Genomic DNA, 12,421 nt, shown 5'->3' on the forward strand with positions numbered 1-12,421 from the left:
CAAATCAAGTGCCTGATATTACAGGCCACATTGTATTGGTTTTTCCAACCTAAAAATTTGCGCCGATGCAGAGTCGGAGCAGCGAGACACGCGCAATCCACCGTCGATGAACGTGCATCCGGCTTCAGGCGATTGCGATGCATCGTTTGCGAAGAGGCACACGTTCGCAGAGCGCGCGAAACTTTGTGCAAAACACGCAAAAATAACCACATAAAATCAAATAGATAAACTAATGACCGCGTGTGCATTTTTTCGTTGACAAAACGGCGATGCCGATAGATCATGTATTCCAAGGTGATCCAAAAAACGGAATATTTATTCCATTTTTCTGAAGAAACGATGCCTCTGGGAGGAGCCGCATCATCGCCGTCAAGTAGGCCCGGCCTGATGCTGGAGGATTGAAACCATTGCCCGCGCCCAAGCGCATCGTGTCAGCCCGTCACGGGAGAACGCGACGTATTTGAAGGTATCTGCCGGAGGGCAGGGGCAATGCTGTGGTTGCGAGGGAATATAATGGCACTTCTAAGTGAAACAGCGAAAGTGGAGGGTCTGGTTCGAAAGCCGGTCGCCACGCCTTCGGCATGGCAGGCCTGGCGATACCGCTTAAAGGTTGCGTTGCGCGAACCAACGACACTCGTCGGCGTCCTGACGGCTCTCATCTTTACCTATCTGATCGTTGTTCCGATCATCTCGATCGTTCTCGACGCAGTGCGCGTGCAATTCGGGCATGAGCGGCGTCTCGGCAAGGATGTCGGCGATCTCACGCTTTACTACATTGACCGGGCGTTCTTCTCACCGGTCGCACACGATCTCTTCTGGCGGCCGCTGTTCAACACCCTCACCGTAGCGCTCGGGGCCATCTCGCTGTCCCTTGTTATCGGCACCGTGCTTGCCTGGCTGATCAGCCGTACGGATATGTTCGGCCGACGCTGGTTCGCAACGGCCCTGATCGTGCCTTACATGCTGCCCGCCTGGACGTTTGCGCTGGCCTGGACGACGCTGTTCAAGAATCGCACGATCGGCGGCCAGCCCGGCTGGTTCGAGGCCATGGGTTTTACGCCGCCGGACTGGGTCGCCTATGGCCGCTTTCCGATCACCATCATTCTGGCGCTGCATTACACGCCTTTCGTCATCCTGTTGTTCGGCTCGGCGCTCCGCCGCTTCGATTCACAGCTGGAGGACTCCGCTCGAATCCTCGGCGCTCACCGCTACCAGGTTGCCATCCAGATCATCATGCCGCTGATGCGTCCGGCGCTTTTGTCTTCGATGGTGCTGATTTTCGCAAAATGCCTTGGCGAATTCGGAGTTCCCTATGTGCTCGGCCTTCCGGTCAAGTTCGAAGTCCTCTCGACCTCGCTGTTCCGCAGCATCGCATCCCGCCAAACCGGCGTTGCCGGGGTCGTGGCCGCATCGATCATGCTCATTGGCATAATCACACTGATGATCGACGCACGGCTGGTGCGCGAAGCCCGCCGCTTTGTCACCATTGGTTCAAAGGGCTCGATGAACAGGCAGAGCCGCCTCGGCAAGATGCGTCTCCCGGCGACGGGCTTTGCAGCAACGGTCTTCATTCTCTCCGTCGGCCTGCCGCTGCTGACGCTTGCGCTGTCGACCGTGATGAAGATGCCGGCGAAATTCACGCTCGACAATTTCACCCTCGACTACTGGATCGGCACCGACCTTCATACCGTGGCGCTGCAGACAGGCATCCTGCTCAGCCCCGAGCTATGGGCTGCAGCCAAAAACACGATGATGATCGTTGGGCTCGCGTCCCTGGTGTCCGGGGTCCTCGGTCTGCTCGTCGGCTATGTCGTCATTCGCACACCGGTTCGCGCCCTGTCCGTCTATCTGCGCCAGGTCACATTCCTTCCCTACCTGGTTCCCGGAATTGCCTTTGCAGCGGCCTATCTTTCGCTGTTTGCCGTTCCGCGCGGCCCAATGCCAGCTCTCTATGGCACGGTAACCATCCTTATTCTGGCTCTCATCGCCGACCAGATGCCTTACGCTTCACGTGCAGGCATCTCCGCCATGACCCAGCTCGGCAAGGATCCGGAAGAAGCAGCCCAGATCGCTGGTGCCGGCTGGTTCCGCCGCATGATTTCCATCGTCATCCCGATCCAGAAGGGATCGCTGGTGACAGGCGTGCTCCTGCCGTTTATCTCGGGCATCAAGGGGCTCAGCCTCTTCGTCATCCTGGCTGTGCCGAGCACGGACGTGCTGACCACCTATTCCCTGCGGCTGGTCGATTATCACTACACGCAAGCCGCAAATGCCGTGGTGCTGATCATCGCCGCCATCGCCTATTTCGGTACGCTTTTGGCCCAGAAGCTGACCCGTACAAATCTTGCAGAAGGACTTGGAAGCTGATGCCTACCATCAACTTGCGCGGTGCGCAGAAGAACTACGGTGTAAACTCCGCCAACGCGGTTTCCGACCTCGACCTCGAAATCCGCGACGGTGAATTCATGTGCCTGCTTGGCCCGTCCGGCTGCGGCAAGACCACGACGCTGCGCATGATCGCCGGCCTCGAAAACCTTTCCGGTGGCGAAATCCGCGTCGGAGACCGGGTCATCGATTCCGTCGCGGACGGGATCTTCATCCCGCCGGAAAGGCGCGAAATGGGCCTCGTCTTCCAGAGTTACGCGCTGTGGCCCCACCTGACGATCGAACGCAATACCGATTTCGGCCTGCGCCTGCGCAAGCTGCCGAAGGCCGAACGTGAGGCGCGCGTAGAGCGCGTCATGCAGGCACTCGACATCGCCAAATACCGCGACCGCTATCCGTCACAGCTTTCGGGCGGGCAGCAGCAACGCGTGGCGCTCGCCCGCATGCTTGCCGTCAATCCCGGTGTGCTTTTGCTCGATGAGCCGCTGTCCAATCTGGACGCGCGGCTGCGGCTGGAAATGCGTGCCGAGTTGAAGCGGCTGCACAAGGAGTTCAAGACGACCATCGTTTTCGTCACCCATGACCAGTGGGAAGCCATGACGCTGGCGACGACGATTGCCGTCATGAATGAGGGCACGCTGCAGCAGATGGGTACGCCCAACGATATCTACGACCGCCCGGCCAACCGTTTCGTCGCGGAATTCGTCGGCAGTCCGCCGATCAACATCCTGACGTTTGGAAAACCTGGCGCCTCCGATATCGCCGACAAGGCCGAGACCTATTTCGCGGCTCGCTATCCGCAGCTGCGCGGCATCGGCTCCATCGGCATGCGGCCGGAAGCCATGGGTTACGCAGCCAAGATCGACGATGTGCCGCAGGGCAGCTTCTCCGGCGAAATGACAGTGACTGGCGTGCTGCCAACGGGGGGCAGCTGGATTCTCGAATTGAGGAGCGAGAACCATACGCTGTTCCTGACCACGCATGCGCTGCCGCGCGTCGATAGCGGCGATCGCGTGTTTTTCCATGTTCCGGCCGAAGCCCTTCATGTTTTCGATGCGGACGGTCAGCGCATAACCGAAGCCGACGCGCTGCTGAGGAGCAGTACCTACAACTAAGATCACCAGGAAACGGACATATGCTTGCTGAAGGAGGAGCAGTATGAAGCGTAAAATGACAGGCGGCAGGCACACCCTGCTATGTGCAACGGCCATCTTAACATTGCTTGGCGGTGCGGCGAAGGCGGAGGAGCCTTTCGACCTCAATGCGCTGATCGAGGCAGCCAAGCAGGAAAAGCCGATCACGGTTTATGACAGCACCGGCAAGATCGTCGAAATGGCTGAGAATTTTGCCAAGAAATACGGCGTCGGGGCCGAAGGCTCGAAGGTCAAGGCAACGGCCCAGCTTGAGATGATCATTCGCGAAGCGCGCGCCAACAACATCCAGGGCGACGTGTCGATCATCAGCGATGCACCGGCCGCCATGGCCCAGCTCATCCCGCAGGGGTTTGCCGAAAGCTGGCTGCCGCCGGATCTCGCCAAGACCATTCCCGCCGAGTACCAGGACCCTCTGACGGTCGTCACCAGCGCCAATGTCTGGGCCTACAACACCGAACTCTTCGACAAGTGCCCCGTTGCCAATATCTGGGAACTGACGGAGCCGAAGTGGAAGGGCAAGGTCGCCATGCAGGATCCGCTCGGCAAAGCGTCCTATGTCGACTGGTTCAACCAGATGGCCAAGCATGGCGACGACAAGGTCGCCGGTGCCTACAAGGAGTTTTATGGCAAGGACCTCCAGACCGGAGAGACGAGCGCCACCGCGGCCTGGATCAAGGCGCTCGCCGCCAACGCGCCGCTGCTTACAGATGCCGATGCCGCGGCAGCCGAAGCCGTCGGTGTTCCCGGTCAGAAAGAGCCTTTCATGGGCCTGATCAGTTCGGCGAAATTCCGCGACAATGCCGACAAGGGCATGAAGCTCGGTCTCTGCAAGGACCTGAAGCCATGGCTTGGCTGGCTCTATCCCGGCGTCGGCCTGATCACCAAGGGCACCAACAGCCCGAACGCCGCCAAGCTGTTCATCCACTACGTGATGACCGAAGAGGGCATCGCACCGCAGGCGATCGACGGCAAGATGTCAACCAATACCGAGGTCAAGCCCCCTGCCGACGAGCCGTCCGGTATCGGCGCCGTTCTCGACCAGGTCCTGCCCTACAGCATGGCAACCAGCCTCGATGACTGGGATCAGCGCGAGACCTGGCAGGACTTCTGGCGGTTGAACTATCAGAAATAACGGGAAGATCAGGGAACAGTCACCATGACCCAAACCATGCAGGCAAACAAGCGGAGGCGGCGTGCAGCCGCCTCCGCACTGGCCCTCATTCTTGCAACGGCGATCGGCGGCGCAGCGCATGCCGACGAGGCTTTCAATCTCGACGCCCTCATCGATGCAGCGAAGAAGGAACCACCGATCACCGTCTATGCCGTGACCGGTAAGATCGTCGACACGGCCGAGGCCTTCACCGCCAAATACGGCGTGCAGGCCAGTGGCAAGAAGGTCAACGAGGCGACTCAGGTCGAATTGATGATCCGCGAGTATCAGGCCGGCAACATCGTCGGTGATGTCAGCGTCGCAACCGATGTTGCTTCGGCCATGGGTGAGCTTCTGCCGGAAGGCATCGCCACCAGCTGGACGCCTGGCGACCTGGCAACCGACATTCCGGAAAAGCTGCGTAGCCCGCTCGTCGTCGTCTCCGATCCGCATGTGTGGACCTACAACACCGAGAAATACGACAAATGCCCGATCACCAACATCTGGCAGCTGACGGAGCCGCAGTGGAAGGGCAAGCTTGCCATGCTCGACCTCTTCGACAAGCCGCTCTACGCGGATTGGTTCAACCAGATTGAAACACATCATGATGCGGATGTGTCCAAGGCGTACGAAGATCTCTACGGCAAGGCGCTGGCGACGGACGAAAAGAGTGCGACAGCAGCCTGGGTGAAGGCCTTTGCCGAGAACGCACCGCTGCTTTCGGATTCAAGCACTGTCGCGGAAGCCGCCGGTGCACCGGGACAGGCAGAGCCATTCTTCGTCATCACGTCAACGGCGAAGTATCGCGACAACGAGGCCAAGGGGCTGAAGCTCGGGCTTTGCGATGGCGTAAAACCCTTTTCCGGCTTTCTATATCCCGGGTTTGGCCTGATGGCCGCCCAGACGAAAAGCCCCAACGCAGCAAAGCTTTTCTTGCGCTACCTGATGACCGAAGAGGGCATCGCGCCACAGACAATCGATGGGAAGATCTCCGGCAATTCCAAGATCGGCCTGCCGGCGAACGAAGCTTCGGGCGTTGGCAAGCATCTTGACGAGTTGATGGCCTTCGATGCCGCAACCGCTGCAGACGATCTCGACAAGCGCGAGAGCTGGCAGGATTTCTGGCGCGTGAACTACAAGAAGTAAACCGGAGGCAGGTCCAAGCCTGCCTTCACTTTTCCTTGGGAGGGGAAACGATGAGAAAAAGCACATACGCGACGATGACGGCGATCGCCATCATTCTGACGGCGGGGATTTCCACTGGCCCGGCTGCGGCGGACGACGCCTTCGATCTCGATGCTCTTGTTGCTGCGGCAAAGCAGGAAAAACCGATCAATATCTATGACAGCACCGGCAAGATCGTCGAGATGGCCGAGAATTTCAGCACCAAATACGGGCTGAAGGCGACGGGCATGAAGGTTTCGGCCAATAGCCAGCTGGAAATGATCATCCGCGAAAGCCAGGCGGACAATGTCCAGGGCGATGTCGTGCTGATCACCGACGCACCAGCCGCACTGGCGCAGCTGCTGCCGGAAAACTTCGTCGAGAACTACCTGCCCGGCAACATGACCTCGAAGATCCCGGCTCAGTTCCAGAATCCGCTGGCGATCTCCACCAACGCCAATGTCTGGGCCTATAATACAGAAGCCTACGACAAATGCCCCGTTTCCAATATCTGGGAACTGACCGAGCCGAAATGGAAGGGCAAGGTCGCCATGGTCGACCCGCTGACCAAAGGCAATTACACCGACTGGTTCAATCAGCTCGAAACGCACAGCACCGACAAGGTGGCCGCAGCCTACAAGGCGCATTTCGGCAAGGACCTCGAAACAAGCGAAAAGAGCGCGGCCGCGGCTTGGATCAAGGCGCTGGCACAGAACGCACCGCTGGCAACGGATGGTGACGATCCGGTTGCCGAAGCCGTTGGCGTTGCCGGCCAGAAAGAGCCCTTCATTGGCCTGCTCAGCTCCGCCAAGTTCCGCGACAATGCGGACAAGGGGTACAAGCTCGGCATCTGCACTGATCTCGATCCCTGGGTTGGCTGGAGCTACATCAAGCTTGGCCTGATCGCTTCAAAGACAAAGAGCCCTAACACCGCCAAGCTCTTCATCCACTATATCCTGACCGAAGAAGGCATCGCGCCACAGATGAAGGACGGCAAGCTGCCGACCAGCACTGACATCAAGATGCCGGCCGACGAGCCGTCAGGCCTGATGAAGGTCGCCGGCAAGCTGCTTGGCTACGATTCATCCACCGGCCTCGACGATTTCGATCGCCGCGAAGAGTGGCAGGATTTCTGGCGCGTAAATTACACCAAGTGACCCCCTTGCCGGCGCGTCCTCCACCGCGCCGGCCCTTTTATCGAACGAGCAGACTGGACATGCCGATGCCAAGCCCTTCCTCAACCGAACCGAAATCCGTAACCGGGGAGCCGCTTTCCCGCTCGATACATTTGATGGAAATCGCGAAATCGGCAGCCCTTGCCGTGCGCGACCCGCTGCTTGAAGCGTTCCGCTCGGATATGGCGGTCGACTACAAGGTCGATCTCCATGACATCGTCACCATCCACGACAAGCGCGCCGAAGCGACCATCCGGGCTTTTATCCTTGAGCATGAACCCAACTCGGCAATCATGGGCGAAGAAGGTGGTCAGATCGGCACCGGCGAAATCCAGTGGTATGTCGATCCTATCGACGGGACAGCAAATTTCGCCCGCGGCCTTGCCTTCTGGTGCATTTCGATTGCAGCCGTCATCGACGGTGAGGTCGTTGCCGGCGCGATCTACGATCCGGTCGCTGACCTGATGTTTGCTGCCGATCTCAAGGCATCCTATGTCAACGAGAAGAGATTGCGTTCCTGCGCAAATCCTGAGGAGACCCGTGCCACGCTGATCACCGGCTATCCGGTGTCGCGTGATTTTCGGCTTGATGGCCGTGAGGTGGCGCTCACCAATCTCGGCGCGCTGGTCGAGACCTTCTCGACATTGCGGCGGCCGGGAAGCGCAGCCCTCAGCCTCGCCCATGTCGCCGCCGGCTGGACGGATGCGGCCACCGGCTTCGGCGTCAATGCCTGGGATGTGGCGGCGGCCACACTTATCCTCAGGAACGCGGGCGGACGTTACGAACCATTGACGCTTGGCAAGGTGGCGGAAGGCTCCGCCGACTTTCTTTGCCCCGGCTATATCGCAACGGGGGAGGGGGCCAACTATCAGACACTTGAACGGGTCGCCCGCTCCATTTCCGAAGGCCGGATCGCAAAGGCTGCGGCACAGCGGGACCAGATTGCGGCTCGCGCTTGAGCAGGCCCTAAACACCAGAGACTTGAAAGGCAGCCGCATCGGCGCCGACGGAGATATGACATGCAACAGCTGGAACGGGATATCGCCCAACAACCGGAATCGCAAGAACTGCCGAAACTCAGCCTCATCTACGAACGCCACCCGCTGTACGGCGTCGATCTGTTCATCTCCGGCAAGGAGGGGGCAAGCGACCTCAATCTCCTGCGCAGCCGGGGCATCACCACGGTTGTCAATTGCGCCGTCAATCTCGACTTCAATTTCGTTGAGCAGCCACAGGTCGTCTCAGATCATGAGGGCAGTGTCTATGGGCCGGGCGAGATCCGCTATTTCAAGATCGGCCTGATCGACGGCGAGGGCAATCCAGAAACCCAGATGGTCGCAGCCCATTATATCTTGCGCGCTGCACTCGAGCAGGTACTCCCGGAAAAGCCCTCCTATCCGAGGCGCGAACGCGGCAGCGTACTGATCAATTGCCGCGGCGGCCGCTCCCGCTCCGTTGCCGTTGTTGCGCTCTTTCTGCACCTGACTGTGCCACAGGAATTCCCAACGCTCGACGATGCGATAGCCTTTGTTCGCCTCAAGCGCGACCTGCCGGAAAACGAATGGTACAAGGCACCTAAACCCGTTCTGGCCAACGCCGCCCGCCGGGCAGCCGCCTGGGTCACCATGATTGACACTTCCCAGTGAAAGGCCGCCGGCGTTGGCGCCCAAAGGCAATATCCTGAAGCTTCGGAGAAATCCTGAAAGACAAATAAGGGCCGGCGTTTTATCGCCGCCCTGACGGGTGATCGTGCCAGCTGATTGACGGAATTCCTCTGACTTTCTTCCATCGCCCTTGCCAGGCGATGGCTGTTTTGGAGTTGTTCTCAGACGCCAGAACCCAGTTTTCAAGGGTGCCCTAACGACCTGAAATCCGATGTTCACGCTGTCGGAAACTTGGTGATCCGGCCAAGCGGCCAGGCGACTGGCAAGGCGTGTTCGAGCGCTGCCTTTAACCGCATCAGGTCCTCCGCCGCGCCATCGTGAAGCGCCTCCGCGACGACCAGCACCGATGCCGTTTGCGGCCGTATGATAGAGCGGCCGCTCTGACGATTCGACCAGCGGCGTGCATGCGCATGGCCCGCATGGTCTGCGAAAATCACTTCACCCGCTTCCGGCGTCTCGGTCTCTCCGGAGAAGGTCTGATAGACCTCGGTTCCCTCGGCTTGGCGGACTTCGAGGTGAGTGTGCACCCTTGCCGTATCGAAGAGCGCGATGGGGATGGCGAAAGCGACGGATATCGCATTGCAGAGATCGACAAGGGGATGGATGGCGGGAAGGTTTTGTTCCTTTCGCAACCGGCGAAGCAGTGCTTCTGCGGCGCACCTATATTGTGTCGGCTTCAACCCCATCTTGGCGAATGTACGCCGCCATGCCTGGATTTCCGGGAATTCGCCCTCTGATCCTGCCTCGAGCCGGACATTGGCGATGCGGGTGAACTCTCGCACTGGCCCGGAGACATCTGCCTCTGTGGTGACGCCATCGAAAAGGATTGCCTGCGAGGCCAACTCCGGAAATCGATGTTTGATGGCGGTGGAGTAACCGAAGGTGATCAAGGGCGTTCCTTTCTTCATGCGGAGTTCCGGTGATTGCAGCTCGAAGACGCGCCAGTCTTGAACAAAATTGCAGCGTCCAAAGCGTCGCGCCCGTTCAAGACGGATGAACGGCGACGGCGATGTCACGTTGTCTGCGGCTTAAAGGTTCGCGGATAATGGTTTGGGATGAACAATCCCACCGTCAGCTACAAGAACCACCGCTTTCCGAGGCAGATCATCGCGCATGCGGTCTGGCTGTATTTCCGGTTCCCTCTTAGCCTGCGGCTGGTCGAGGAAATACTGTTAGAGCGCGTTATGGTCGTGTCGTATGAAACGATCCGGGGATGGGGCCGCAAATCGGCCCCGTTTACGCCAAGCAGCTACGCAGAAAGAAACCGTCGCGCGAGGATATCTGGCATTTGGACGAGGTCGTGATTTCCATCGGCGGCACAAAACATTGGCTTTGGCGTGCCGTTGACGAGGACGGTTACGTTCTCGACGAAATCGTCCAAGCCCGCCGCGATACCAAAGCTGCCAAGCGATTGCTGGTCAGGCTGCTGAAGAAGCAAGGCCTGACGCCGAAGCGGATCGTCACTGACAAGCTGCGCTCATATGGAGCGGCAAGGCGGACCGTCATGCCCGCTGTCGAACATCGCTCGCACAAGGGCCTGAACAATCGTGCAGAGAATTCTCACGTGCCACTTCGAAAACGGGAGCGAATGATGCAGGGATTTCGATCTGTCGGTGGCTTGCAACGTTTCGTCTCGGTCTTCTCAGCACTCCGAAATCTTTTCGTCTATCCGCGCCAAAAAAGCTCAGCTCTCACCACCCACATTCATCGGATCCGCGCAATGGCACAGTGGAAAGCCGTGACCGGTGTAACTGACTGAGATAACAGTCAAACGCCTTGTCCGGGCGTTGATGAAACAACGTGACATCGCCTTCATATCCCTTCAAGGCGAAGGCGCTGAGCTATAACGTGTATCGAAAATTCGCGGCGCAGCCGGATGTATATCCCATTGACATATCCCAGGTGAGGCGTTATGTATATTATATAGTCGGAGATGTAATCCGGAGGGACGTCGGTGGAGCAGGGTGCAGTATTTCAGAGCAATCGAAGCCAAGCTATCCGTCTTCCAAAGGCAGTCGCTTTGCCTGACCATGTAAAGCGCGTCGATATAGTCGCCGTCGGACGCACCCGCATTATCTCACCTGCTGGCGAGGTCTGGGACAGCTGGTTTGAAGGAGCGGCGGCTACATCCGACTTCATGAGCGAGCGTGATCAGGCCTCCTCCCAGGAGCGCGAGGCATTTTAATGCTGAAGTACATGCTAGACACCAACATTTGCATTTTCACAATCAAAAATAGACCGCAGCAGGTGCGCGAGGCGTTCAATCGTTTCTATGATCAATTGTGCATCAGTTCGGTTAGTTTGATGGAGCTGATTTACGGAGCGGAAAAGTCAGTCAGCCCTGAAAAGAACCTTTCCGTGGTGGAGGGCTTCGCAGCGCGTCTTGAAGTGTTATCGTACGATGAACCCGCCGCAAGCCATACGGGGCAACTACGAGCCGAACTGGCGCGCAGTGGAACTCCAATCGGTCCATATGATCAATTGATTGCGGGACACGCTCGCTCGCGGGGGTTGATTGTGGTTACTAATAATCGCAGGGAATTTGATCGCGTTCCCGGATTACGGGTGGAAGACTGGACGAGCTAGTCTCAAGCGTTTCACGACAGCCCCGGATAACGCCTCTCTGTCGGCATCTACTGCCGGGCCGCAGGTTCATATAGGTTCAAGAGCTTAAAAATCCGGTCTTCGATTTGGCAGGCAGTTGGGGCGAGCGGCAAATAGTTGTGGCTTTGAACAGATGGCCGCCTATGCTGGCGGCCATCTGTCTCGGCTGCTTCTAAAGGATCAGCTTTCCTTGACGCCGGCGACTGCGGTGATTTCGATGAGCCGGCGAGGGTCGCCCAGGTCGGCGACGCCGATGGTGGCGCGGGCCGGCAGGTCTTCGCATTGGCCTCATCGATACGGCGATCAATGCCGGCCACGTGAGCCTGACGAATACGCAGCTGGAGGTCATACGTCTTGGCGAAGGGGAAGAGACGAAGTCGGGCGCGCAGCATGGTACTGCCGTCGCCGGCCTCTTGATCGGAGCGTCAGACAGCCGGGTCCCGGGCCTGTTGCCTGGAGCGGAACTCATCGCCGTCGACGCCTTTCAACGGTTCGGAAAATCCGCGGATATCGCCAGTATCTACGACCTGGTTCGTGCGCTGGATCTGCTCGTTCAGCGTGACGTCAAGGTCGTCAACATGAGCTTGACCGGTCCGGCGAACGCGGTGCTTGAGACCTCGGTGAAAACGGCGGCCGATCGCGGGATGATCCTCGTGGCTGCCGGCGGCAATGACGGGCCGAACGCCAAGCCGGTCTACCCCGCAGCCTATGACGACGTGATTGCCGTGACGGCCGTGACAAGGGGCGCAACCCTTACCGCCGCGCCATGCGTGGCGAGTATGTTGATATTGCCGCTCCTGGCGTCGGGGTCTGGACTGCCGCGTCCGTTTCCGGCGCGCGGCAAAAGACCGGCACATCCTTCGCGGCCGCCTTCGTAACGGCGGCGGTCTCGGTGCTGATTGCCAGCGAGCCGGATATGTCGCCTGAGAAGCTGGAGGTAAGAATAAGGCAATTTACCGATGACATCGGGAAGCCCGGCAAGGACCCGGTGTTCGGATGGGGGCTTTTCAACGCAAGCAGGCTTTGCGACGGTGGAAGCGGCATCAAGCCGTCGGAACTATAAATTCAGGCCGCTGACGCTTGCGCCGGAGCGTAGCACTGGTACTTTCCGAGACGCGGCACAGC

At 58.9% G+C, this 12,421-nt stretch carries 12 protein-coding genes and 1 pseudogene; 12 read left to right on the plus strand and 1 reads right to left on the minus strand.

Going from position 1 to position 12,421, the window contains the following annotated elements; translation table 11 throughout:
• The first annotated feature begins 513 nt into the window (after nucleotides 1-513).
• The 7 genes from ASC96_RS17105 to ASC96_RS17135 all read left to right on the plus strand — a co-directional run bounded on the left by ASC96_RS17105 (nucleotide 514) and on the right by ASC96_RS17135 (nucleotide 8,674).
• Nucleotides 514-2,367 (plus strand): iron ABC transporter permease, encoded by a 1,854-nt coding sequence (locus ASC96_RS17105; RefSeq protein ID WP_060504348.1) that lies wholly within the window; start codon nucleotides 514-516, stop codon nucleotides 2,365-2,367.
• Nucleotides 2,367-3,500 carry an ABC transporter ATP-binding protein gene (locus ASC96_RS17110; RefSeq protein ID WP_060504349.1) on the plus strand — a complete coding sequence of 378 codons (1,134 nt, stop codon included), beginning with the start codon at nucleotides 2,367-2,369 and terminating at the stop codon, nucleotides 3,498-3,500. Before ASC96_RS17105 ends, ASC96_RS17110 begins: the two co-directional genes overlap by 1 nt.
• A 43-nt stretch (nucleotides 3,501-3,543) precedes the next feature.
• Nucleotides 3,544-4,671, plus strand: a complete 1,128-nt coding sequence (locus ASC96_RS17115; protein ID WP_060504350.1) for an ABC transporter substrate-binding protein — start codon at nucleotides 3,544-3,546, stop codon at nucleotides 4,669-4,671.
• Nucleotides 4,672-4,695: 24 nt separating this feature from the next.
• Nucleotides 4,696-5,835 carry an ABC transporter substrate-binding protein gene (locus tag ASC96_RS17120; protein ID WP_060504351.1) on the plus strand — a complete coding sequence of 380 codons (1,140 nt, stop codon included), beginning with the start codon at nucleotides 4,696-4,698 and terminating at the stop codon, nucleotides 5,833-5,835.
• Nucleotides 5,836-5,909: 74 nt separating this feature from the next.
• Entirely contained in the window at nucleotides 5,910-7,010 is a 1,101-nt protein-coding gene (locus ASC96_RS17125) for an ABC transporter substrate-binding protein (protein ID WP_060504352.1), read from the plus strand.
• Nucleotides 7,011-7,144: 134 nt separating this feature from the next.
• Nucleotides 7,145-7,987, plus strand: coding sequence for an inositol monophosphatase family protein (locus tag ASC96_RS17130; RefSeq protein WP_244482121.1), 843 nt, complete (start codon nucleotides 7,145-7,147; stop codon nucleotides 7,985-7,987).
• Between the two features lie 60 nt (nucleotides 7,988-8,047).
• Nucleotides 8,048-8,674 carry a dual specificity protein phosphatase gene (locus tag ASC96_RS17135; protein ID WP_060504354.1) on the plus strand — a complete coding sequence of 209 codons (627 nt, stop codon included), beginning with the start codon at nucleotides 8,048-8,050 and terminating at the stop codon, nucleotides 8,672-8,674.
• A gap of 233 nt (nucleotides 8,675-8,907) precedes the next feature.
• On the opposite strand, the gene ASC96_RS17140 is transcribed toward ASC96_RS17135, so the two are convergent.
• The gene (locus tag ASC96_RS17140) at nucleotides 8,908-9,579 is read right to left on the minus strand and encodes a phenylalanine--tRNA ligase beta subunit-related protein (RefSeq protein ID WP_060504379.1); all 672 of its coding nucleotides are present in this window, start codon (nucleotides 9,577-9,579) and stop codon (nucleotides 8,908-8,910) included.
• 122 nt (nucleotides 9,580-9,701) lie between these two features.
• On the opposite strand from ASC96_RS17140, the pseudogene ASC96_RS17145 reads away from it, so the two are divergent.
• The 5 genes and pseudogenes from ASC96_RS17145 (at nucleotide 9,702) to ASC96_RS34400 (ending at nucleotide 12,359) form a co-directional block, all read left to right on the plus strand.
• A pseudogene (locus ASC96_RS17145) lies at nucleotides 9,702-10,451 on the plus strand (IS6 family transposase).
• A 195-nt stretch (nucleotides 10,452-10,646) separates the two neighbouring features.
• Entirely contained in the window at nucleotides 10,647-10,877 is a 231-nt protein-coding gene (vapB, locus tag ASC96_RS17150) for a type II toxin-antitoxin system VapB family antitoxin (protein WP_060504355.1), read from the plus strand.
• A complete protein-coding gene (gene vapC / locus ASC96_RS17155) occupies nucleotides 10,877-11,278 on the plus strand; it encodes a tRNA(fMet)-specific endonuclease VapC (RefSeq protein WP_060504356.1) in 402 nt (133 codons plus the stop codon). The genes vapB and vapC overlap by 1 nt, the downstream gene beginning before the upstream one ends.
• Before the next feature lie 335 nt (nucleotides 11,279-11,613).
• Nucleotides 11,614-12,174: a S8 family serine peptidase gene (locus ASC96_RS17160; protein WP_348270810.1), complete on the plus strand. Its 561-nt coding sequence runs from the start codon at nucleotides 11,614-11,616 to the stop codon at nucleotides 12,172-12,174.
• Nucleotides 12,063-12,359 carry a S8 family serine peptidase gene (locus ASC96_RS34400; protein ID WP_348270811.1) on the plus strand — a complete coding sequence of 99 codons (297 nt, stop codon included), beginning with the start codon at nucleotides 12,063-12,065 and terminating at the stop codon, nucleotides 12,357-12,359. Before ASC96_RS17160 ends, ASC96_RS34400 begins: the two co-directional genes overlap by 112 nt.
• Nucleotides 12,360-12,421 lie beyond the last annotated feature (62 nt).

It is taken from the genome of Rhizobium sp. Root1204, from assembly GCF_001424965.1.
Lineage (GTDB): Bacteria > Pseudomonadota > Alphaproteobacteria > Rhizobiales > Rhizobiaceae > Pararhizobium.

Coding starts and splice junctions, on each gene's coding strand:
- ASC96_RS17105 (WP_060504348.1), top strand. CDS start 514: ATGGCACTTCTAAGTGAAACAGCGAAAGTGGAGGGTCTGGTTCGAAAG.
- ASC96_RS17110 (WP_060504349.1), top strand. CDS start 2,367: ATGCCTACCATCAACTTGCGCGGTGCGCAGAAGAACTACGGTGTAAAC.
- ASC96_RS17115 (WP_060504350.1), top strand. CDS start 3,544: ATGAAGCGTAAAATGACAGGCGGCAGGCACACCCTGCTATGTGCAACG.
- ASC96_RS17120 (WP_060504351.1), top strand. CDS start 4,696: ATGACCCAAACCATGCAGGCAAACAAGCGGAGGCGGCGTGCAGCCGCC.
- ASC96_RS17125 (WP_060504352.1), top strand. CDS start 5,910: ATGACGGCGATCGCCATCATTCTGACGGCGGGGATTTCCACTGGCCCG.
- ASC96_RS17130 (WP_244482121.1), top strand. CDS start 7,145: ATGGAAATCGCGAAATCGGCAGCCCTTGCCGTGCGCGACCCGCTGCTT.
- ASC96_RS17135 (WP_060504354.1), top strand. CDS start 8,048: ATGCAACAGCTGGAACGGGATATCGCCCAACAACCGGAATCGCAAGAA.
- vapC (WP_060504356.1), top strand. CDS start 10,877: ATGCTGAAGTACATGCTAGACACCAACATTTGCATTTTCACAATCAAA.
- ASC96_RS34400 (WP_348270811.1), top strand. CDS start 12,063: ATGCGTGGCGAGTATGTTGATATTGCCGCTCCTGGCGTCGGGGTCTGG.